At 61.2% G+C, this 20,695-nt stretch carries 21 protein-coding genes; 14 read left to right on the forward strand and 7 right to left on the reverse strand.

Annotation, left to right across the window (positions count from 1 at the left end; genetic code table 11):
- The first annotated feature begins 2 nt into the window (after positions 1-2).
- The 7 genes from HJB89_RS20590 (at position 3) to folD (ending at position 6,180) form a co-directional block, all read left to right on the forward strand.
- Positions 3-416 carry a hypothetical protein gene (locus tag HJB89_RS20590; protein WP_207582953.1) on the forward strand — a complete coding sequence of 138 codons (414 nt, stop codon included), beginning with the start codon at positions 3-5 and terminating at the stop codon, positions 414-416.
- A gap of 31 nt (positions 417-447) precedes the next feature.
- Complete coding sequence (locus tag HJB89_RS20595; RefSeq protein ID WP_207582954.1) at positions 448-1,011, forward strand: rod-binding protein; 564 nt, start codon at positions 448-450, stop codon at positions 1,009-1,011.
- 123 nt (positions 1,012-1,134) lie between these two features.
- Complete coding sequence (locus tag HJB89_RS20600; protein WP_207582955.1) at positions 1,135-1,500, forward strand: hypothetical protein; 366 nt, start codon at positions 1,135-1,137, stop codon at positions 1,498-1,500.
- Positions 1,500-2,039 (forward strand): hypothetical protein, encoded by a 540-nt coding sequence (locus HJB89_RS20605; RefSeq protein WP_207582956.1) that lies wholly within the window; start codon positions 1,500-1,502, stop codon positions 2,037-2,039. Before HJB89_RS20600 ends, HJB89_RS20605 begins: the two co-directional genes overlap by 1 nt.
- 290 nt (positions 2,040-2,329) lie before the next feature.
- The gene (locus tag HJB89_RS20610; protein ID WP_221150452.1) at positions 2,330-3,169 is read left to right on the forward strand and encodes a WecB/TagA/CpsF family glycosyltransferase; all 840 of its coding nucleotides are present in this window, start codon (positions 2,330-2,332) and stop codon (positions 3,167-3,169) included.
- Positions 3,170-3,360: 191 nt separating this feature from the next.
- Positions 3,361-5,160 (forward strand): succinoglycan biosynthesis protein exop, encoded by a 1,800-nt coding sequence (locus HJB89_RS20615; protein WP_221150453.1) that lies wholly within the window; start codon positions 3,361-3,363, stop codon positions 5,158-5,160.
- 120 nt (positions 5,161-5,280) lie between these two features.
- Complete coding sequence (gene folD / locus HJB89_RS20620) at positions 5,281-6,180, forward strand: bifunctional methylenetetrahydrofolate dehydrogenase/methenyltetrahydrofolate cyclohydrolase FolD (RefSeq protein WP_221131260.1); 900 nt, start codon at positions 5,281-5,283, stop codon at positions 6,178-6,180.
- On the opposite strand, the gene HJB89_RS20625 is transcribed toward folD, so the two are convergent.
- Entirely contained in the window at positions 6,181-7,209 is a 1,029-nt protein-coding gene (locus tag HJB89_RS20625; RefSeq protein WP_207582960.1) for a LacI family DNA-binding transcriptional regulator, read from the reverse strand.
- 298 nt (positions 7,210-7,507) lie between these two features.
- Here HJB89_RS20625 and HJB89_RS20630 point away from each other — a divergent pair, with 298 nt between their 5' ends.
- From HJB89_RS20630 to HJB89_RS20655, 6 genes are all read left to right on the forward strand, one after another.
- A complete protein-coding gene (locus tag HJB89_RS20630; RefSeq protein ID WP_221150454.1) occupies positions 7,508-8,869 on the forward strand; it encodes an ABC transporter substrate-binding protein in 1,362 nt (453 codons plus the stop codon).
- A gap of 187 nt (positions 8,870-9,056) precedes the next feature.
- A complete protein-coding gene (locus HJB89_RS20635; RefSeq protein ID WP_207582962.1) occupies positions 9,057-10,070 on the forward strand; it encodes a carbohydrate ABC transporter permease in 1,014 nt (337 codons plus the stop codon).
- 1 nt (position 10,071) lies between these two features.
- Positions 10,072-11,235, forward strand: a complete 1,164-nt coding sequence (locus HJB89_RS20640; protein WP_207582963.1) for a carbohydrate ABC transporter permease — start codon at positions 10,072-10,074, stop codon at positions 11,233-11,235.
- A 34-nt stretch (positions 11,236-11,269) separates the two neighbouring features.
- On the forward strand, positions 11,270-12,922 hold the full coding sequence (locus HJB89_RS20645) for an alpha-glucosidase (RefSeq protein WP_221150455.1): 1,653 nt from the start codon (positions 11,270-11,272) through the stop codon (positions 12,920-12,922).
- A 21-nt stretch (positions 12,923-12,943) separates the two neighbouring features.
- Positions 12,944-14,032, forward strand: coding sequence for an ABC transporter ATP-binding protein (locus tag HJB89_RS20650; RefSeq protein WP_221150456.1), 1,089 nt, complete (start codon positions 12,944-12,946; stop codon positions 14,030-14,032).
- Positions 14,033-14,208: 176 nt separating this feature from the next.
- A complete protein-coding gene (locus tag HJB89_RS20655; RefSeq protein WP_207582966.1) occupies positions 14,209-14,562 on the forward strand; it encodes a hypothetical protein in 354 nt (117 codons plus the stop codon).
- 265 nt (positions 14,563-14,827) lie between these two features.
- Here the strand turns inward: HJB89_RS20655 and HJB89_RS20660 are convergent, their stop codons facing one another.
- The 6 genes from HJB89_RS20660 to HJB89_RS20685 form a co-directional block, all read right to left on the reverse strand.
- A complete protein-coding gene (locus HJB89_RS20660; protein ID WP_221150457.1) occupies positions 14,828-15,838 on the reverse strand; it encodes an amidohydrolase family protein in 1,011 nt (336 codons plus the stop codon).
- Between the two features lie 2 nt (positions 15,839-15,840).
- On the reverse strand, positions 15,841-16,302 hold the full coding sequence (locus tag HJB89_RS20665; protein ID WP_221150458.1) for a lipocalin-like domain-containing protein: 462 nt from the start codon (positions 16,300-16,302) through the stop codon (positions 15,841-15,843).
- Positions 16,303-16,490: 188 nt separating this feature from the next.
- Positions 16,491-17,180, reverse strand: a complete 690-nt coding sequence (locus HJB89_RS20670; RefSeq protein WP_221150459.1) for a type 1 glutamine amidotransferase domain-containing protein — start codon at positions 17,178-17,180, stop codon at positions 16,491-16,493.
- A gap of 2 nt (positions 17,181-17,182) precedes the next feature.
- On the reverse strand, positions 17,183-18,241 hold the full coding sequence (locus HJB89_RS20675; protein ID WP_221150460.1) for an NAD(P)-dependent alcohol dehydrogenase: 1,059 nt from the start codon (positions 18,239-18,241) through the stop codon (positions 17,183-17,185).
- A gap of 92 nt (positions 18,242-18,333) precedes the next feature.
- A complete protein-coding gene (locus HJB89_RS20680) occupies positions 18,334-18,633 on the reverse strand; it encodes a superoxide dismutase (protein WP_221150461.1) in 300 nt (99 codons plus the stop codon).
- Between the two features lie 35 nt (positions 18,634-18,668).
- Positions 18,669-19,238, reverse strand: a complete 570-nt coding sequence (locus HJB89_RS20685; RefSeq protein WP_221150462.1) for a flavodoxin family protein — start codon at positions 19,236-19,238, stop codon at positions 18,669-18,671.
- 221 nt (positions 19,239-19,459) lie between these two features.
- On the opposite strand from HJB89_RS20685, the gene HJB89_RS20690 reads away from it, so the two are divergent.
- A complete protein-coding gene (locus HJB89_RS20690; protein WP_221150463.1) occupies positions 19,460-20,365 on the forward strand; it encodes a LysR family transcriptional regulator in 906 nt (301 codons plus the stop codon).
- The last annotated feature ends 330 nt before the right edge of the window (positions 20,366-20,695 follow it).

Consider the following 20,695-nt stretch of genomic DNA (forward strand, 5'->3'; position numbering starts at 1 on the left):
CCATGATCGAAAAGAACCGCTCCCAGAAGCTCAAGCGATTGCTCTCGGTGCAGCGGCATATCGAAAGGATGGCCGAGAACGATCTGGCCGAAACCAGCCGCCAGCGCGTCGAGGTCAATGCGGCGATGGACGACGTCATCCTCGCGCTCGGCTCGATGGACCCGGTCCACCACGCCTTCTCGCAGAATTACGCCGATCGATTCGGCAGGCTCAGCATCAAGGACCAGCAGCTGACCGGCATGCAGCAGGTCCACGAGATGCGGCTGGCGCGCGAACGCGCCAAGGGGGATCGTTTCGAAGAAGGCATGAAAGAGGCCCTTGAGGCCGAGCGCCGCGAGGCCGATGACAATGCCGTCTACGATGTCATCGATCAGCAATTCGCAACGCCAGCCTCCAGCAAGCTTCGAAATCCATAGTCGTTACGATCTTAATTTAGAGGATTGTAACGTGGCTATTTCGCCCCCCAGTGATCTGGTCCTGGATGTTGTCAAAGCTGCCGACCCCATGGAGGTTCAGGCAGCCCAGGAAAAATTGAAGGCAAATCGTGCGGCCTTTGCTGCAACGAGCCTCGCCGAGAACGGCAAGGGCTTCGCCAATACGGTCGATATTCTCGACCATATCGGCCAGAAGAGCGGCGTCAACAATATCCAGAACCGCACCAAGGCTGAGGAAGTGCCGGAAAGCTATCGGAAATTCGAGGCCATGGTTCTGCAGAATTTCGTCAAGAACATGCTGCCGAGCGAAAGCGACGACGTCTACGGTAAGGGTGCGACCGGCGATATCTGGAAAGGCATGATGGCCGAGCAGCTCGGCAACGTCATGGCCAAGGGTGACGGCATCGGCATCGCCAAGCAGATGTACAGCGAGCAGCTGCGCCGGCAGGAAGGCAAGATCGTCAATGCTTCGACCGATAAGGATGACCGCAACATTGCGCTCAGCATGATCGACGACTTCCAGCGCAAGACATTTGGCACGCCGACCGCCGAAGCCAAGACCGATAAAACAGGATGAATTTAGGCCCATTGACCTAAAATGTGAATCCTGTTCTCAATCAGATAGTTAGAGCGTTATATCGTCCGAAAACCGCGCACACTTTTCGGCGTAATCTCCAAACGACGCATAACCGGGGGTACCATGGAAATAGTTTCGAACGAATATAGGATCAAATCCGTTCTCGGACGCCTCGAAATGATCATCGACAATGAGAACACCCGGATCGGCAACGACCCGCAGTTTGATCTCAAGGTCTCCAATGCGCATAAGAGCCGCTGCCTTTACGAGTTGTCGATGCTGTTCCGCGACACCGATCCGGCCGAGCTCGCCGCTGCCCATCTCGATCAGTTGCACGGCTTGAAGAAGAAGCTGGTTCTCAATGCCCGTCGTGTCGAGGCGCACCTCGAAGCGGTTCGCGCCGTCGCCGACCTCCTGAAGAACGCCGTTCAGGACGCCGATGCCGACGGCACCTATTCCCAGGAACAATTCGCCGTGCGTGGAAACTGATGATCAAGCTCGTCCTCACCGGTGTCTGGGTTTGCGCTATTACCTTGGCATCGGTCTATTTCTCGGTGTACCTGGCGACCGCGCCGGCGCCCGCGGCAACGGACTCCAAGCAGAGCGCGCTCGAACTGGTGAAGGGTGAAACGATCACAGTGCCGATCATCGGTAACGGCGCGGTGACCGGCTACTTTCTTGGCCGCGTTTCCTTCATGATGAACAAGGAGATGCTGAAGGGCGTGACGCTGCCGCTGGCCGAGATGACGACGGACGAGCTTTTCAGCCTGCTCGTCGGCAACAAGACGGTCGATATCGCCCACATCAAATCCTTCGATCCGAAGGCCTTCCGCGAAGAGATCAAGAAGGGCATGAACGAGCGCCTCGGCGGCGAGTATGTCGCCGACGTGATGCTGGAGCAGCTCGACTATCTCTCCAAGGAAGATGTCAAGCAAAGCTCCGCCGGGCAGCCGAAGAAGATGGGCGCACCTATCAAGATCGTCGAGACCGCACCGGCCGGCGAAGCGCCGGCGGCAGCCGCCCACTAAGCGTTATATTGTCGTCGACGAAAAACAGCGCCGCAAGGCGCCGTTTTTCGTTGGCGCGCGTGGTTAATAAACCACTTATACGCGCATAAAAATTCAAGGAATTTTCCTAAGGGTTGTTTGAAACCGTCCTGTTATATCAGATGTCACAGCTTGGCGTATGCTGCCTCCCAAAATCGGGGCAGCGCCGTCCGGGCTGGACGCGGCCGGTCCTTTCGAGACCTCCGGTGCGGGATTATGGGCTTGTTTTCCGGGATGTCGGGCGCATGCAGCACCCTCGGCAGGAGGTAGGAATGAATCTGATTGCAAACTTCGCGGTGCTCGCATCGCGGCGGACGATCTTCGATCTGCCGGTCTGCGATCTCGGTTGGGACGACGCCCTCGTTTTCATCAACGAGCTGGCCTCCATTCCCGTCGGCCAGACCGTGGTTTGCTTCGTCAACGCCCACAACATGCTGACCGCGCTTCACGACGACGAATATTACCGGATCATGTCGCACAATCTGGTGTTGCCGGACGGCATCGGCCTCAACATTGCATCGCAGATCGCCCATGGTGCGCCGTTTCCCGCCAATCTGAACGGCACCGATTTCGTCCCGGCCTTCCTCACCTTTATGGAGGCCCCGCGCCGCATCGGCCTCATCGGCGGCACACGTTCGGTCGTCGAGGCGGCGGCGGAAAATTTCCGCCGGCATACACCCTGGCATGAATTCGTCGTTGTTTCCGACGGTTACTTCGACACGGTCGATTCCACTGTCGTTACCGACGAGCTTGAGCGCCAGAAGCTCGATATTTTGATTGTCGGCATGGGAACGCCGCTGCAGGAGAAATGGGTCCACGACAATATCCGTGCCGATCATGCGCGCCTGGTGCTGACGGTCGGCGCTCTGTTCGACTTCGTCTCCGGCGCCGTCCCGCGCGCGCCGAAGACGGTGCGGATGATGCGAATGGAATGGGCTTATCGCCTGCTGCAGGAGCCGACGCGCCTTTGGCGCCGCTACATCGTCGGCATCCCGATCTTTCTTTTCCATGTCCTACGCTACCGCTTCCGCCGGCGCGAAAGGATACTCAGCCATCCGGAAGAGGTCGTGACCACGCTGCAGCCGCGGTCAGACCACAAGAAAGCGAGCTGACGCTACAGCGCTGCGCGTCTTTTAAGGCGCGCAAATTTTATCCTTAGATCGATTCCGATTTAAGGAATGATGCATAATTCTTACACGCTGCGGTTAACCATTTCTTTGCCATGATTATTTAGACTGGTTTAATCATCTGCATCCGCGCGGATGAGCGAATTCGGCCATCATGTGCATGAGATGTGGCGCAAATGTACGATATCAGGGCCAGAAGCAGTTTTCACGATCGCGCAGCCGCCCGGCCGGCGGCGCCCGCACTGGCGCGCGCCCATGACGGTCCCTATGGATCGCCCCGGGGAGCGCCCCCGTCGAACCGGCCCGATATCGCGCCGCCCGAGGCCGAACTGCTGCGCGCCATCGGCCGCGCGCTGGAAGAACAGCGCGCAAAAGCGGCGGCCACGGCGCCGCTGGTTGATCGCATCGAGACCATCCTCGGCAATCGCCTGCGAGCCGCCAACGACGTCGGCCATGCGCTTCCTCAGGAACAGGCGCGCCGTGAAGAACCGGCTGCTCCGGCCAGCGAGCCGATGATCTCGCTCGAACCGCTGACCGCGATCATTAAGAAACCGGCCGAGCCTCGCCCGGTAGTGCCACGGCGGCGCGTCGGCGGCATTGGTGTTGCAATGATGCTGGCCGCGGCGACGACGATCGGCGCGGGCCTGCCGGCACTGATGCCGGCTTCGCCAACCCTCTACCGCGCCGAAGCGACGCTTGCGGTGAAGACCGATCCCGCAAGCCGGGCCGCCTTCACAGAGGTCGCGGCGAAAGGGCTGATGTCGGCGCGGGTGGTTGCTTCGACGGTCGCCGCCCTGAAACTCGATCACGATCCCGAATTTGCCGGCCCCAGAGCCAATGCGTTTGGCGTTGCGCTCGATCTCCTCTCTGCGACCGGGGCTGCTGCCGATCCGACCTCGCGCGCCGAGGCGACGTTGAAGCATGCGGTCGAGATACTGCCCGATGCCGCCGCCGGGACGATCCTCGTGAGGGTGACGACCGGCGACAGCGGCAAATCCATGCGCATTGCCGCAAGGCTTGCCGAAGCGGTTTCCCCGCCGGACGGATCCGGCGGGAACGCCGCAACCGACGCCGCCTTGCGCAAGGCCTATGACGAGGCGAAAGCGGAACTGACAGCCTTCACGGCTAAGAGCGGCGAGGGTAACGTCAAGGTGGCGGTCGATCTTCGCCGTCAGATCGACGGGCTCGATGCCGATCTGAAAGAGGCCGACCAGACTATCCTGGACGCCAAGGCGCAGGCCGACCGGCTCAAGGCCGCAAAACTTGCCGGGGTGCTCGACGGTTCGTTCCCCTCCGATATGCTCTCGCCGGCGCTGCAGGACTGGCGCGACAAATATGCGGTCGCCAAGACAGCGCTTGCGCAGCTTTCGGCCGAGCTCGGCCCGCGCCATCCGCGCCTCTTGCAGCAGCAGGCCGAAACCGATGGTCTGAAGGAGAATATGGGCAAGGAGCTGACCCGTCTTGCCCAGACCGCCAACGTCGCTGCCAAGGCCGCCGTCGATGCGCGCAAGGCCTTGAACGACCGCCGCAACACGCTGATCGCTCAAAGCCGGGATACCGGTGTCGATCTTTCCCGGCTGACCGAGCTCAGCGACAAGGCGGCGGCCGCGCGTTCTCGCCTGGATGATTCGGCTTCCGCGTCGGCGGGGACGGTCACCGACGGTCATATCACTCTCATGAAGCCGGCGCTGGCAACGGCGGTATCGGCGCCCGATGGCCTGACCGGCGGCTCGCTGGCCGGCGCTGCCGCGGGTCTCGTCGCCGGTCTTGCTGCGGCTTTCCTATTGCGCCTCCGCAAATCCATTGCGGCATCCGAAGAGGAAATGTCGGCATCCTCACCGCTGTCTTCCGCGCCGCCGGCACTGCAAGCGGTCCCGACCACGGTCGACGAGATGGAGGTGCTGCGCTCGGAGATCTCCGGCCTGCGCGACCGGCTTCGTGTTCATACGTTCGAAGCGCGGCAGCCGCTGCGCTGAACGAACACTTCCTTGCATTTTTGATATTGCATTGCTGCTTTCCGACAGGATAGGGCGTTAGCGGGCATTTAACGCTCGCCGACTATCCATAGATTGACGCTAAACAGGGCGGAGAGACGCGTGGCGACAGTAATCGACGGCAAGAACGTAGCTGCATCGGTCATTCAGACGGTCAAGAGCGCGACGGCAGCGCTGGAAAAGAGCAGCGGCGTCACCGCCGGCCTTGCGGTCGTCATCGTCGGCGACGATCCGGCAAGCCACGCCTATGTCGGCTCGAAGGGCCGCATGGCCAAGGAATGCGGCTTCAAATCAGTCCAGCACACGCTGCCGGCCGAAACCACCCAGGAGGAGCTGGCAGCCCTCGTCGCCACCCTCAACGCCGATCCGTCGATCCACGGCATCCTGGTGCAATTGCCCCTGCCGAAACCGCTCGACAGTGAGTCGATCATTCAGGCGATCCTGCCGGAAAAGGATGTCGATGGCCTCAGTATCGCCAATGCCGGCAAGCTCGCCATCGGCGACCTGAAGACCGGACTGGTTTCCTGCACGCCGGCCGGCGCCATGGTCTTCGTCCGCCGCACCCACGGCGAGGACCTCTCCGGCCTCAACGCCGTCGTCATCGGCCGCTCCAACCTGTTCGGCAAGCCGATGGCGCAATTGCTGCTCAACGCCAATGCGACGGTGACGATCGCGCACTCAAGAACCAAGAACCTCGCCGAGGTCTGCCGCAATGCCGACATCCTGGTGGCCGCCGTCGGGCGGCCGGAGATGGTCAGGGCCGATTGGGTCAAGCCGGGTGCGACGGTCATCGACGTCGGCATCAACCGCGTGGCAGCCCCCGAAAGAGGCGAGGGCAAGACCAGGCTCGTCGGCGACGTCGCCTTCGAGGAGGTCTCTGCGGTCGCCAGCACCATCACCCCGGTTCCGGGCGGCGTCGGGCCGATGACCATCGCCATGCTGATGGCCAATACCGTCATCGCCGCCCATCGTGCTGCAGGACAGACCCCGCCGCAGTTCTGATTATGGCTGCTGCGGGGCAGGGCCGGTTGAGGCTCTGACGATCAGTTCCGTCTTCCAGAGCTCCTGATCGGGAAAGGGGCCTGCCTGCTTCACCGTGCCGATCAGCCGCTGCGCGATGCGAACGCCGGCGGCCCTGAGCGAGGAGCGCGTCGTCGTCAGCGGCACGGAGAAGTTTTCCGGCTTCAACAGCGGCAGCACGTCGTCATGGGCGATCAGCGAGATATCCTCGCCGAGCCGCAATCCCGCCTGGTTGACCGCGCGGATGGCGCCGAGCGCCAGCACCGTGCTGGAGCAGAGGATGGCCGTTGGCCGCTCCGGCAGCTGCAGGAAGTGTTCCATCGCCAGCAGACCTTGCTCGTCCGTCATCAGCGCATGGCTGACGCAATCCTCGTCGAGCGTCAGCCCGCGCTCGGCAAGCGCTGATATGATGCCGTTCTTCCTGCGGATGGCGAAATCGAGATGTATTGGCCCGTTCATTAGCGCAAAGCGCGTATGGCCGAGCTGCAGCAAGAGCCGCGTCGCATCGTAGAAGGCGCCCTCATTGTCGATGTCGAGATAGGGATAGTCGGGCTCCGAGCCGAAGGATCGGCCGTGCACGACATAGGGCATGGAGAGCGATTTCAGCATGGCGAGCCGCGGGTCGTGGCCGCGCATATAGGCGACGAACAGCGCATCGACATTGCCGCTGATCGCAAGGCGCCTGAGCGCCGCAACCTCGTCGTCCGGGTCGGCCGGCATGATGACGAAGTGGAAGTCGTGGCGCACGGCCTCTTCGCCGAGCCCGGCCAGGAATTCACCGAAATGCACGTCGGACTGGTGGCCGGGCGCCGTCGGCATGACGAGGCCGATCGAGCCGGCCTTGCCGGTCGCAAGCCTCTGCGCCGCCTTGTTCGGCCGGTATCCGGTTTCCTTGACAGCTTGAAGCACGCGCTCCCGGGTCGCCTCGTTGACCTCGGGATAGCCGTTGAGCGCTCGGCTCACCGTCGTCTGCGACAGCCCCAGCAATTCCGATAGCTGTTTGAGATTCACCTGCTATGCTTCCTCCCGGCCCGCCCGTCGGCCGTCTTCAAAAGGCCTGCCGCCTCCCAGTGGCATCCAAAGCGCTTTCAATTATGTAGCATTTGGTGCGCTTGACTCAAGAAAAATCGCTCCATATTTCCCGATAACCGCCGTTGCGCCACCGTACAGGCGCGTTCACGGCGGGGTTCTCGTGAAATGACTTGACTCCATTCCACCGAAAGTGGAATGAGTTAGGTGTCAAAGCGCTTTGAAATTTCCTTTTAAAGGGAATTCGGCGCGGTTGGGATTGTGATGGGAGGTTGATCACATGAAAAAGTCATTTTTGATGGGCGTTGCCGTGGCAGCGCTTTTTGCCGGTGCTGCGTCCGCGGCCGATCTGAAATTTGCCCCGGGACAGGATTCCAAGTTCAACTGGAAGAGCTATGACGAATTCAAGGCCGCTCATGCCGATCTGAAGGGGCAGCCCCTGACGATCTTCGGGCCGTGGCGCGGCGAGGACGAGGCGTTCTTCATGAGCGTTCTTGCCTATTTCACCGAAGCGACCGGCATCGAAGCCAAATACTCCTCTTCCGAAAACTACGAACAGCAGATCGTCATCGACACGCAGGCAGGCTCACCACCGAACATCGCCGTTCTGCCGCAGCCCGGCCTCCTCGCCGACCTCGCCAGCAAGGGCTACCTGACGCCGCTCGGCGACGACAACTCCAAGTGGATCAAGGACAATTACGGCGCCGGCGACAGCTGGGTCGGTTACGGCACCTATAAGGGCAAGGACGGCAAGGAAGCCTTCTACGCCTTCCCTTATAAGGCCGACGTGAAGTCGCTGGTCTGGTACGTTCCGGAGAACTTCGAGGAAGCCGGCTACAAGATCCCGACGACCATGGAAGAGCTGCATGCCCTGACCGACCAGATCGTCAAGGATGGCGGCGTTCCCTGGTGCATCGGTCTTGGCTCAGGCGGCGCCACTGGCTGGCCGGCCACAGACTGGGTCGAGGACATCATGCTGCGCACCCAGCCGCCGGAAGCCTATGACAAGTGGACGACCAACGAGCTGAAGTTCACCGATCCGGCCGTCGTTGCCGCGATCGACGAGTTCGGCAAGTTTGCCAAGAACGAGAAATACGTCGATGGCGGCGTCGCGGCCGTGGCCTCGACCGATTTCCGCGATAGCCCGAAGGGCCTCTTCGCGGTTCCGCCGAAATGCTACATGCACCATCAGGCCTCGTTCATCCCATCCTTCTTCCCTGAGGGCACGAAGCTCGGCCAGGATGCCGACTTCTTCTACATGCCGACCTTTGCTTCCCATCCCGAACTCGGCAAGCCGGTTCTCGGCGCCGGCACGCTCGTTTCGATCACCAAGGATTCGAAGGCGGCTCGTGCCTTCATCGACTTCCTGAAGACCCCGATCGCGCATGAGGTCTGGATGGCGCAGTCGAGCTTCCTGACGCCGTACAAGGGCGTCAGCACCGAGGCCTATGCCAACCCGCAAATGAAGAAGGAAGGCGAGATCCTGACCTCCGCCACCACCTTCCGTTTCGACGGTTCCGACCTGATGCCGGGCAAGATCGGCGCCGGCGCCTTCTGGACGGGCATGGTCGATTTCGTCGGCGGCAAGTCGGCTCAAGATGCTGCTGGCGAAATCCAGAGCGCCTGGGACGGCATCAAGTAATCCTCAAAAATTATGCCGCCGGCTTGCCGGCGGCATGGCTTGCATGACTGGCCGGGTTCGCAAAGAGCCCGGCCATCGCAGGATTTATTGTGATTGGGCAATACAAACAGATTGACGATGACCGGCGCTGACCCGTCAGAATAACAACCGGTCGCAATAAGATCAGGGGAAGCAGGGGAGGGACGAAATGCTGTCGCAGATAGTGTCCGCTTTGGCCGTCGTGGTCGTCGCCGTTTTCGCGTGCTCGGCCTATTTCTATTTTTCGAACAAGATCCTGGATCTCGCTCTGCCGGTGAAGGATGGCGACATCCGCGCCGCATCGCGCAATCTCAACCGCCGTGCGCTCGTGCGCCCGTGGTTGTTCGTCGGCCCGGCGCTATTCCTGCTCATTGTCTATCTCGTCTATCCGGTCGTTGCGACCTTCATCCTCTCCTTCTACGACCGCGCCGGCGAGCAATTCGTCGGTGTCGCGAACTACAAATGGGCACTCGGCGACCGCGAATTCCGCCAGTCGATCTTCAACAACATCCTCTGGCTTGCCGTCGTACCGGCCGCCTGTACCTTCTTCGGCCTCGTCATCGCCGTGATGACCGATCGCATCTGGTGGGGCAATATCGCAAAAAGCATCGTCTTCATGCCGATGGCGATCTCCTTCGTCGGCGCCTCGGTCATCTGGAAGTTCATCTATGAATATCGCGGCGGCAACGACGTCCAGATCGGCCTCTTGAACGCCATCGTCCAGACGTTCGGCGGCACACCTGAGGTGTGGATCTCAGTTCCCTTCTGGAACAATTTCTTCCTGATGGTCATCCTGATCTGGATCCAGACCGGTTTTGCCATGGTCATTCTGTCGGCCGCCCTTCGCGGCATTCCCGAGGAGACGATAGAGGCCGCCGTCATCGACGGCGCCAATGGCTGGCAGATCTTCTGGCGCATCATGGTGCCGCAAGTCTGGGGCTCGATCGCGGTTGTCTGGACGACGATCACCATCCTCGTCCTCAAGGTCTTCGATATCGTGCTGACCATGACCAACGGCCAGTGGCAGTCGATGGTGCTGGCGAATCTGATGTTCAACTGGCTGTTCCGCGGCGGCGGCGATTCCGGCCGAAGCGCCGTCATCGCCATCATCATCATGCTCGCCGTCACGCCGATCATGGTCTGGAACGTGCGACGCGCCAATCGCGAACTGAAGGGCCACTGAGATGACCGCTGTCGGAAGCTACTTCAAGATCGGCCCCGCCCGTCTCTTCGTTCACGCCGCCGTTCTGCTGATCGTCATCGTCTGGCTGATCCCGACGCTCGGAATCTTCGTCAGCGCGCTGCGCGACAAGGACCAGATCGTCGTCTCCGGCTGGTGGACATCCTTCGTCGGCTCGACGCAGACGGTCGCTGTCCGCCTCGGCACAGCCGATCAGCAGCAGCAGGAAGGTGCGGCTTACGTCATTTCAGGCAATGTGCTGGAAGGCCAGACCGGCCGCTCGGTGAAGGCCTTCGGCAACCGGGTGCAGCAGCCCGCCGCCTTCAAGGCCGGCGAGACTGCCGATCTCGGCGACGGCGAAACCCTGCAGATCAACGGCGACGGCAGCTACCGTTATATGAAGAACGCCGCCTTTTCGCCCGACGAACGCCCGCGGCGCATCTATGCATCCGTCTCTGCGCCGCCGGAATTCACGATGCAGAACTACAAGACGGTTCTGACCGGCGAGGGCATCGGCCAGTCCTTCATCAACTCGCTGACCGTGACGATCCCGGCGACGATCATCCCGATCCTGATTGCCGCGTTCGCCGCCTATGCGCTCAGCTGGATGGAGTTTCCCGGCCGCGGGCTGCTGATTGCGCTCGTCGTCGGCCTCATCGTCGTGCCGCTGCAGATGTCGCTGATCCCGCTGCTGCGCCTCTATAACGAGATCGGCACCATGCTCGGCCAGCCGTCCAAAACCTATCCCGGCATCTGGATGGCCCATACCGCCTTCGGCATGCCGCTCGCCATCTACCTCCTGCGGGCCTATATCGCCGGCCTGCCGAAGGAGATCATCGAATCCGCCCGCGTCGACGGCGCCAGCGACTTCGAGATCTTCGTCCGCATCGTATTGCCTCTGTCCTTCCCGGCGCTCGCCTCCTTCGCCATCTTCCAGTTCCTGTGGGTATGGAACGACCTGCTCGTCGCCATGGTCTTCCTCGGCACCGACAAGGACCACCTCGTGCTGACCGGCAGCCTCAACGCGCTGCTTGGCTCACGCGGCGGCAACTGGGAGATTTTGACGGCGTCGGCCTTCGTCACCATCATCGTGCCGCTGCTCGTCTTCTTCGGGCTGCAGCGTTATCTGGTGCGTGGCCTGCTGGCGGGCTCGGTCAAGGGAGGCTGACCATTTTCGACCGTGACTTCAAACAGGATATTCCATGAACGTGGCTCCCCAATCGATCTCGACCCCCGACAAGGACTGGTGGCGCGGCGCGGTGATCTATCAGATCTACCCGCGCTCCTACCAGGATTCGAACGGTGACGGCATCGGCGACCTGAAGGGCATCACCGCCCGCCTGCCGCATGTGGCAAGCCTCGGTGTCGATGCCATCTGGATCTCGCCCTTCTTCACCTCGCCGATGCGCGATTTCGGTTATGACGTTTCCGACTACGAGAATGTCGATTCGATCTTCGGCACGCTGGTGGATTTCGACACGATGATCGCCCAGGCCCATCGCCTCGGCATCCGCGTGATGATCGACCTCGTCATCTCCCACAGCTCGGATCAGCATCCCTGGTTCGTACAGAGCCGTTCCAGCAAGACCAACGCCAAGGCTGACTGGTATGTCTGGGCCGACGCCAAGCCGGATGGCACGCCGCCCAACAACTGGCTGTCGATCTTCGGCGGCTCGGCATGGGCGTGGGATCCGACGCGCATGCAATATTACCTGCACAACTTCCTGACCTCGCAGCCGGACATGAACCTGCATAATCCTGAGGTGCAGGACCGTCTGCTCGATGTCGTCCGCTTCTGGCTCAATCGCGGCGTCGACGGCTTCCGCCTCGACACCATCAATTTCTATTTCCACGACCCGCTTTTGCGCGACAATCCGGCCCTTGCGCCCGAGCGCCGCAACGCCTCGACGGCGCCGGCGGTCAATCCCTATAATTTTCAGGAGCATATCTATGACAAGAACCGGCCGGAGAACCTTGCCTTCCTGAAGCGCTTCCGCGCCGTTCTGGAAGAATTCCCGGCAATTGCCGCCGTCGGCGAAGTCGGTGACAGCCAGCGCGGTCTTGAAATCGTCGGCGAATACACCTCCGGCAATGACAAGATGCATATGTGTTATGCCTTCGAATTCCTGGCGCCCGATCCGCTGACGGCCGAGCGCGTCGAAGAGGTGATGCAGGATTTCGAAGCCGCGGCACCGGATGGCTGGGCCTGCTGGGCCTTCTCCAATCACGACGTCATGCGCCATGTCAGCCGCTGGGGCGGGCTGGTCGCCGATCACGACGCCTTTGCCAAGCTCTATGCCTCGCTGCTGATGACACTGCGCGGCTCCGTCTGCCTCTATCAGGGCGAGGAGCTGGCGCTGACCGAGGCCGATCTCGCCTACCAGGATCTGCAGGATCCCTACGGCATCCAGTTCTGGCCGGAGTTCAAGGGCCGCGACGGCTGCCGCACGCCGATGGTCTGGGACAGCCAGGTCGCCCAGGGCGGCTTTTCCACGGTCAAGCCCTGGCTGCCGGTGCCGGTCGAGCATATCCTGCGCGCCGTCAGCGTCCAGCAGGGCGATGAGTCTTCGGTGCTGGAGCACTATCGCCGTTTCATCGCTTTCCGCAAATTGCACCCGGCCTTTGCCAAGGGCGAGATCGAATTCGAGGAGCCGCAGGGCGACGCTTTGGTCTTCACCCGTGAATACGGCAATGAGAAGCTGCTCTGCATCTTCAACATGAGCCCGGCCGAAACCGGCGTCACTTTGCCTGCGGGAGAATGGCAGGCGTTGACGGGGCATGGCTTTATCAGCAACAACTATGGCGACAAGATCGATATTCCGGCCTGGGGGGCGTATTTCGCCCGTCTCGCTTAAGGATCAGGAGGGGAGAGAGACATGACTGGACTGACGCTGAAGGATATCCGCAAATCCTACGGTTCCGTGGACGTTCTCCACGGGATCGACCTCGATATCAAGCAGGGCGAATTCATCGTCTTCGTCGGCCCGTCCGGCTGCGGCAAGTCCACGCTTCTGCGCATGATCGCCGGTCTCGAGGCGATCACCGGCGGCGAGATGTATATTGACGGCCATCTCGTCAATGACGTGCCGCCTTCCAAGCGCGGCATCGCCATGGTCTTCCAGTCCTATGCGCTCTACCCGCACATGACCGTCTTCGACAATATGGCGTTCGGCATGAAGATCGCCGGCGAAAGCAAGCAGGAGATCGAACGCCGCGTCCGGGCGGCGGCCGAGAGCCTGCAACTGACCAAATATCTCGACCGCCTGCCGAAGGCGCTTTCCGGCGGCCAGCGCCAGCGCGTGGCGATCGGCCGCGCCATCTGCCGCGATCCGAAGGTCTTCTTGTTCGACGAGCCGCTGTCCAACCTCGATGCCGCGTTGCGCGTCGCAACCCGCATCGAGATCGCCCGCCTGAACGAACAGATGGCCGATACGACGATGATCTATGTGACCCACGACCAGGTCGAGGCGATGACGCTCGCCGACCGCATCGTCGTTCTCTCCGCCGGCAATATCGAGCAGGTCGGCGCGCCGCTGGATCTCTATGAGCGCCCGGCCAACCTCTTCGTCGCCAAATTCATCGGCTCGCCGGCGATGAACATCATCCCGGCGACGGTCGCCGGAACCGGAATCCAGACGACCGTGACGCTGACCGGCGGCATGTCGGTTACCCTCGATGTTGCGACCGACGCATCCGAAAAGGGCAAGCAGGCAAGCTTCGGCGTTCGTCCGGAGGATCTGAGGGTCGCCGACGGCGCCGACTATCTTTTCGAGGGCGAGGTGTCGATCGTCGAGGCGCTTGGCGAAGTCACGCTGCTCTATATCGAAGGCCTGGTCCCGGGCGAACCGATCGTCGTCAAGCTGCCTGGTATCTATGATGTGAAGAAGGGCCAGAGGATGCGGTTTGCCGCCGACCGGCAGAAGCTGCACCTGTTTGACGCGACCGGCCATACGTACCGGAAATGAGACGGCCATTTTTGGGGTGATAGTCCCAAGAATTGTGTGCGGCGGGTCGAATTCTCACTTTCTGTTAAAGATCGGCTGCTACCTTTTCCTCGTTAATTTATGAGGGGGATAAGCAAGTGGCCGCTTCCAATCCGTCACAGCCAAAATCTCATTTCCTGAGCAAGGAAGAATCCTTCATGTATGACCGCGAGCAGCGGTTCAAGATGGAGGACACCATGAATGCCGCGCGCATCGAATATACGGAAAAGGGCGTCATGCACGCGGCTTCGCGCCGCTGCGATATCGTCCGGATTTCGATGAGCAGCGCGACGCTCGCGATCCTCACTCAGTTCAACCTGCCGAAGCAGTTCTATCTGGACATTCCGGATGCCCGCATCACCAAGGTCGGCTGCCTGCTGATGAAGGTCAACGCCAACAATACGGTCGAAGTCCGCTTCCTGCGCCTGCTGACGCAAAAGGAGCTGAACAAGATCTTCGTCTACAGCACCCATCCCGCGCACCGCGACTACGTGCTCGACATCCGCGCCTGACGGTATAAGGCCTGATATCGAAAACCCGCGGGGTGCTTCGCGCGCTGCGGGTTTTTCTTTGTCTCCGGCGATTAAGCCTGGAGTGCCGTGCGTCCTGTCGGGCACGTAGGACGCTTTAGCACTTTCAATTCTCGCACCGTGATTTCCTAAGACCGATTCCGATTTTCGGGCCGATGCGCTGACCAAACTGCGTCATTCTCAAACGCCTGGCTCCCAGTCCCAGCAGTGGCGTCGATAAGCAAAAAGTGCGAGCGTTTGCCGCTCCTCAAGGGCTCCTGAATGCGGCGGTACCAAGATCCCCGCTGCCACCTCCGGTCAAGCGCTCCCAGTTCCGGTAAGCGAATTTCGATTTGCTGACATCGTCGAGCTCAAGAGCGTCTATGAAACGCCGTGCATCGCCGCCGGGGCGGTATTGATAGGGGTAGTCTGTCGAGAATAGGATTCGGTCAATCCCGACGGCTTTGACCGCCTGCTGCAGATAGGCCGGGTTGAACATACCACTTGCCGTCACATAAAGATTGCCCTGGACATACTCGATGAATGGCCGCTGCAGCCCGGACACCCGATCAAGCATGGCCAACCGCTCAAGGTAAAAAAGCACCAGTTCGCCCCAGTGGCCAAGGATCACCTGAAGGTTCGGATAGCGGTCGAAGACGCCTCCCAAGATCAGACGCACGAACTGGATACCCGCCTCGAAATGCCATCCGAGGGCGAATGTGGACAAGGCGAGATCGATGGGGGCGCCGAAGCCCGCGTAATAGGAGCCGCGCACGTTCGTCTGCGGAATTTGCGGATGGATCAGGAGCGGCACATTGAGCTCGGCCGCACAAGCGAATGTCGGTTCGAAAATCGAATGATCCAGATTTTTATCGCCGACCCGCCCAAAAAGAACGGCCCCCTTGCAGCCGAGTTCCTCGACGGATCGCCGCAACTCCCGCGCCGCCGCGTAGGCCTCCGCGGATGGCAGCGCCGCCATAGCTTGAAAACGAGACGAGTTGGCACCAACTGCTTCAGCCAGCAAATCGTTGGCACGACGAGCGAGATCGATGCCGCGGTGACCAAGGTTGTTGAGGCCCGGTGTCGTCAAGGAGAGAACCTGAACATCGACGCCCGTCTCGTCCATCAGGGCCAGCCGTTGTTCTCCAAGATCCGCGAGCCGTTCGCCGATCACACCGGGATTGAGCCCGAGCGTTCCATCATCGGCGCCAGATACAGTGTTCCACGCGTGCCGCACGTCATTGGGAAGGACATGCTCTTCGATCGCGATGATCTTCATCTTTAAAATCCTTGAGCTTGCGGCTTCAGGCCGTCATTGCCGCTGCGGCGCCAGACGACTCGCCATTCTTCATCAGCACGTGTGGACGTGAGGATGAGCCGATCGTCTGCAAGGCGATAGGACCGCGGCAAATCCTGGCCCATTAGATCCTGAACCAATGCACCTTCGACATGATAGATGAAGGTGCTGTTGGCGGAATCGAGTGTGATTGTTCCATAGCTCGCCTCGTAACCACCGCTGCTATAGGGGTTATCGACGTCGAACGACTCCATGTTGCGGACCTGGATCGTCATATGCCCGTCGGGCGTAAGGACGAGGAGACCGGCCACTTTCAGCGCCCCCATCACCCCGTTGGCATCGGGCTGCTCAATCGTCACGAGGTGCCACGGCCCGGCGAGCCGTGCCATAATCTCAGAATCAATACCGGCTTGTTGAGAGCTGCTTGTACCAGCAATTGTTTCCATCGACAGTTCTCCGGGATTTTGGACGCTACCGTACCGGGCTTAGCGCACCGAGCATCAGAGAAAAACCGGTTCCCTGAGCGTTGTTGCCGGCTTGACGACGGGGCGCTCTGCTTTCGCGGGGCGCCCTTCTGTGTTTTGCTGCTGTACGCCGAACCGTGTTGCGTGCTGCCAGCGTACTGCGGTTGTTGTCAGGCTTTCTGCGTGAGCTGCGCAAGAATGGCTTTGCCGACGCCATGCGCGGAGGCCGGGTTCTGGCCGGTGACGAGCCGTCCATCGACCACGACGTTTTCCGACCAGTTCGGCGCGGGTTGGTGCAACGCACCCCGCTCCTTGAGCGTGGTGGCGAGCAGATAAGGCACCACCTTCGTGTACTTGACCTCGGCTTCCTCCTCGTCGGTGAAGGCGGCAAGCTTCTTGCCGGCGACGAGATAGCTGCCGTCGGACAGCGTCGCGTTCACAAGCGCTGCCGGGCCATGGCAAACAGCCGAGACGATACCACCTGCTTCCCAGATCTCACGAATGACCGTCTGCACGGCCTCGCTGTCAGCGAAATCCCACATCGTACCGTGGCCGCCGGCGAAGAAGACCGCCGAATAGCGAGAGAAATCGAGATCCGCAAGGATCTTGGATTGGGCGAGTTCGGCGCGGAATTCCTTGTCCTTCCAGAATTTGTCGTTGACCGGATCGGAAAGGTCGAAGAAGTCGATCGGCGGATGGCCGCCGCGGATCGAGGCGATCTCGACTGGAATGCCGGCCGCCTTGAAGACCTCGAGCGGATGGGTGAGTTCGACCATCGCGAAACCGGTCGGCTCGCCGCTGTCGCCGCGGATCGGGTGACTGGTGACCACGCAAAGGATGGGCTTGATGTTGTCTGCCATGTTCATGCTCCTTGGGGCTTGAGCGAGGCCATGTCGATGACGAAGCGATACTTCACGTCGCTCTTCAACATGCGCTCATAGGCTTCGTTGATCTGTTGGATGGGAATGATTTCGACATCGGAAACGATGCCGTTGGCCCCGCAGAAATCGAGCATCTGCTGGGTTTCGGGCACGCCGCCGATGAACGATCCGGAGATCGCCCGGCGACCCCGCACGACCCCGCCGGCATTCACCGGCGTGCCGAGCGGGCCCATGTAGCCGATGAGCACCAGAACGCCCTCCAGCGCCAGCGTCGGCATATAGGGGTTGACGTCGTGATCGTAGGGGACGGTGTCGACGATGACGTCGAAGCGCCCGGCGACTGCCTTCATCTGCTCCGGATCACCCGAGAGCACGACATGATCGGCGCCGAGGCGGAAAGCATCCTCCTCCTTGCCGGCCGAGCGCGTGAACAGCGTGACGTCGGCGCCCAGCGCCTTGGCGAGCTTCAGCGCCATGTGGCCGAGGCCGCCGAGGCCGATCACGGCGACCTTGCTGCCCTTGCCGACATTCCAGCGGTGCAGCGGCGACCAGGTGGTGATGCCCGCGCACAAGAGCGGCGCGGCACCGGCCGGATCGAGCCCGTCGGGCATCGATAGCACGAACTTGTCGCGCACGACGACGGAATCCGAATAGCCGCCATAGGTGACGCTGCCGTCCTGCCGGTCGGCGCTGTTATAGGTGTATGTCGAGCCCTCGACGCAATCCTGTTCCCAGCCCTTCAGGCAAGGCTTGCAGTGCTGGCAGGAGTCGACCATGCAGCCGACGCCGACCATGTCGCCGGCCTTGAAGCGGGAAACGCCAGTGCCGACCTCGCGCACGCGGCCGATGATTTCGTGACCAGGGACGATCGGATAGGTCGTGAAGCCGCCATGGTTGCGGGCAAGATGCAGGTCCGTATGGCAGACGCCGCAGAAGAGGATGTCGATGACGACGTCATCAGGACGCGGTGCGCGCCGTTCGAACGCGAACTGTTCGAGCGGGCCGGTGGCCGATCGAGCAGCGAAGCCCATTACTGTCATGGTTGGTACCCTTATTCTCGCGCCTGGCCTTTGGTTTGGCTTGCTGGACCCGACCGCGCCTCTCAGCGCAGCCGGGAGCCGGTTTGGCAGCCTCAGGCGTTTCCAGGGGCGAACAGCGTTTCCCAATTCAGGAAGGGACCGAGCGGAATGACGTCCCAGTCAATGAGCCCGGCCTTGGCGAGGGGAAATTCGGCGAGCGCCGCCTTGGCAGCCTCGATGGACTCGGCCTCGGCGATGATGGCGACGCCGGGACGGTCCTGTCGGAAATAGATGTCGCGGATGACGCCGCCCTTGTACATCTGCCAGGCATGGCGGGCTTCATCCTGCATATGCGGCTGGTACTGTTCCATTGTGGCGCCGGGCTGCGGGACGTCGAGGCAAAGCAGTTTCATGATCATACTCCTTGGTGGGGATTGTAGGGCTGAGTTTATGCGAGCTGAAACCGGCCTGTGGTCTCCGCCACGCGACGGCCCAGGTAAGTGGCCGTCTTGAGGTCACTCTGGATAGGCGTGACCTCGGCTGCCTGATCGTTGTTCGACTGGGTCATGACGCCGAGCCAGCTTCCATGACGGTTGAGATCGTCCACGCTGCCGGTGCTGCTGGCGTTACCGGGCATAATGTCGAGACCAACCCAGATCATCCCGTGCTGGGCCGCAAACAGCGCCATTGAGACGAGTGAGTTGAGCTTGTCACCGTGCTGCGCGCCCGAATTGGTGAAGCCGGCAGCGATCTTGTTGCGCCACTTCTGTTCAAACCACGCCGTTTTCGTAGAATCCTCGCAGAACTGCTTGAACCTTGCGCTGATCATGCCGCTGTAGGTCGGCGACCCGAAGATGATCGCGTCGCTCTTTTCCAGCGCCGTCCAATCTACCGGACCTTCGGCGACGGCGACGATGTTCACTTCAGCCCCCTGGACTTCCCGAACGCCTTCGGCGACGGCTTCCGCTACACGCGCGGTATGGCCATAACCGCTGTCATATACGATCGATATCAGCATTCTCACGCCCTTCCATTTGACCGAGATTCGCGCACGACGGGAGGATGATGCTGATCCAAAGTCAGCGATGACCGCTTGGATCGGGACCGTCTCGAAAATATCGTTTGCTTCGCGGCGGTTGTATCGTAGAATGCGTGAGACCATTAGAAATCATTTTTCTCTTCTTTGGTTCCTGTGATTCTACAATCAATGGATTTGCTATCCTGGAGGCCCTGCCCGGCATGCGTGACAGATTCGATGGCGTGCAGATCTTCGTTGAGGCGGTCGAAGCGGGCGGCTTTGCAAAAGCGGCCGATCGGCTGAAGCTGACGCGCTCCGCGGTCGGCAAGGCGATTGCGCGTCTGGAGGAGCGCCTTTGCGTCCGGCTGTTTCACAGGACGACCCGCACGCAAAGCCTGACGGAGGATGGCCAGCAATATTACGAGCGTTGCATTCGTGCCATCGACGAACTGCGCGCCGGTGAGTCTCTCCTGGAATCTGGCCGGCGCGAGGTCGCCGGCAGACTGCGCGTCTCGCTTCCGGTTCTGTTCGGCCGCTACTGCGCGGCGCCGATTTTACGCGGCTATGCTCGCCAGCACCCGAAGCTTGAACTTGAACTCAGCTTCAACGACCGCCAGATCGATCTGATCGCCGACGGCTTCGATCTTGCCGTCCGCAACGGCGCCCTTGGCAACGGGACCTCGCTGCACGCCAGGCGGCTGGTCAGCCAGCGCAAGGTGCTGTGCGCCTCGCCTGCCTATCTTGCCGCACGCGGGGAACCTCGCTCCATCGCCGACCTCTCGGAGCAAGACCTGCTTGTTTACTGGCGGGGCGATCATGGCCTCGCATGGCAGCTGCCTGACGCGACCGGCGCGCTCATCGATATCTCCGTCACGTCAAGGCTGCGCTTCGACGACCTCGAAGTCATCGCCGATGCCGCGATCGACGGCATGGGACTTGCCTGGCTTCCCCATTGGCTGGTCCGGGACCGCATGCGCGCAGGGGATCTTGTCGAACTGTGGGGAGACCGCCCAAGCGCTACGATCGAGTGCTATGCGGTGTGGCCGAGCACCCAGTATCTGCCGCTGCGGTCGCGGCTGGCGATAGACGCACTCGCCGCGGAATTGCCGAAGCGTTTCGATCCCTGATACGTGGGCCTCGATCGCATTGGCTTTTGCTTCGCTGTCGTTCGTGGCAGATCGCCCTGACGCCCTCTCCTCAATCATGACGCGGCTGTCGCCGCAACGGCCTCTCCGGAGCTCGAACGACGACGCTGTTTTGACGCCCGGTTCCGTGCCCACGCAGCGCGGAGCGGTTACTGCGCGGTCACCTGGTTGGGAAATACTGCCTCCTTCACAGCTTCCGTGGTCTCGTCTAACTACTGCGAACGGCAGCCAGCCGAAGAGGAATGGTCATGGCGCCGACAAGCAACGTGAGGTTTTCATGGCCCGAATGAACCGGCTGGCGAGCGACCGCGA

The organism is Rhizobium sp. NZLR8 (assembly GCF_019685025.1).
GTDB lineage: Bacteria > Pseudomonadota > Alphaproteobacteria > Rhizobiales > Rhizobiaceae > Rhizobium.

Coding starts and splice junctions, on each gene's coding strand:
- HJB89_RS20590 (WP_207582953.1), top strand. CDS start 3: ATGATCGAAAAGAACCGCTCCCAGAAGCTCAAGCGATTGCTCTCGGTG.
- HJB89_RS20600 (WP_207582955.1), top strand. CDS start 1,135: ATGGAAATAGTTTCGAACGAATATAGGATCAAATCCGTTCTCGGACGC.
- HJB89_RS20605 (WP_207582956.1), top strand. CDS start 1,500: ATGATCAAGCTCGTCCTCACCGGTGTCTGGGTTTGCGCTATTACCTTG.
- HJB89_RS20610 (WP_221150452.1), top strand. CDS start 2,330: ATGAATCTGATTGCAAACTTCGCGGTGCTCGCATCGCGGCGGACGATC.
- HJB89_RS20615 (WP_221150453.1), top strand. CDS start 3,361: ATGTACGATATCAGGGCCAGAAGCAGTTTTCACGATCGCGCAGCCGCC.
- HJB89_RS20630 (WP_221150454.1), top strand. CDS start 7,508: ATGAAAAAGTCATTTTTGATGGGCGTTGCCGTGGCAGCGCTTTTTGCC.
- HJB89_RS20635 (WP_207582962.1), top strand. CDS start 9,057: ATGCTGTCGCAGATAGTGTCCGCTTTGGCCGTCGTGGTCGTCGCCGTT.
- HJB89_RS20640 (WP_207582963.1), top strand. CDS start 10,072: ATGACCGCTGTCGGAAGCTACTTCAAGATCGGCCCCGCCCGTCTCTTC.
- HJB89_RS20645 (WP_221150455.1), top strand. CDS start 11,270: ATGAACGTGGCTCCCCAATCGATCTCGACCCCCGACAAGGACTGGTGG.
- HJB89_RS20650 (WP_221150456.1), top strand. CDS start 12,944: ATGACTGGACTGACGCTGAAGGATATCCGCAAATCCTACGGTTCCGTG.
- HJB89_RS20655 (WP_207582966.1), top strand. CDS start 14,209: ATGTATGACCGCGAGCAGCGGTTCAAGATGGAGGACACCATGAATGCC.
- HJB89_RS20660 (WP_221150457.1), bottom strand. CDS start 15,838: ATGAAGATCATCGCGATCGAAGAGCATGTCCTTCCCAATGACGTGCGG.
- HJB89_RS20665 (WP_221150458.1), bottom strand. CDS start 16,302: ATGGAAACAATTGCTGGTACAAGCAGCTCTCAACAAGCCGGTATTGAT.
- HJB89_RS20670 (WP_221150459.1), bottom strand. CDS start 17,180: ATGGCAGACAACATCAAGCCCATCCTTTGCGTGGTCACCAGTCACCCG.
- HJB89_RS20675 (WP_221150460.1), bottom strand. CDS start 18,241: ATGACAGTAATGGGCTTCGCTGCTCGATCGGCCACCGGCCCGCTCGAA.
- HJB89_RS20680 (WP_221150461.1), bottom strand. CDS start 18,633: ATGAAACTGCTTTGCCTCGACGTCCCGCAGCCCGGCGCCACAATGGAA.
- HJB89_RS20685 (WP_221150462.1), bottom strand. CDS start 19,238: ATGCTGATATCGATCGTATATGACAGCGGTTATGGCCATACCGCGCGT.
- HJB89_RS20690 (WP_221150463.1), top strand. CDS start 19,460: ATGCGTGACAGATTCGATGGCGTGCAGATCTTCGTTGAGGCGGTCGAA.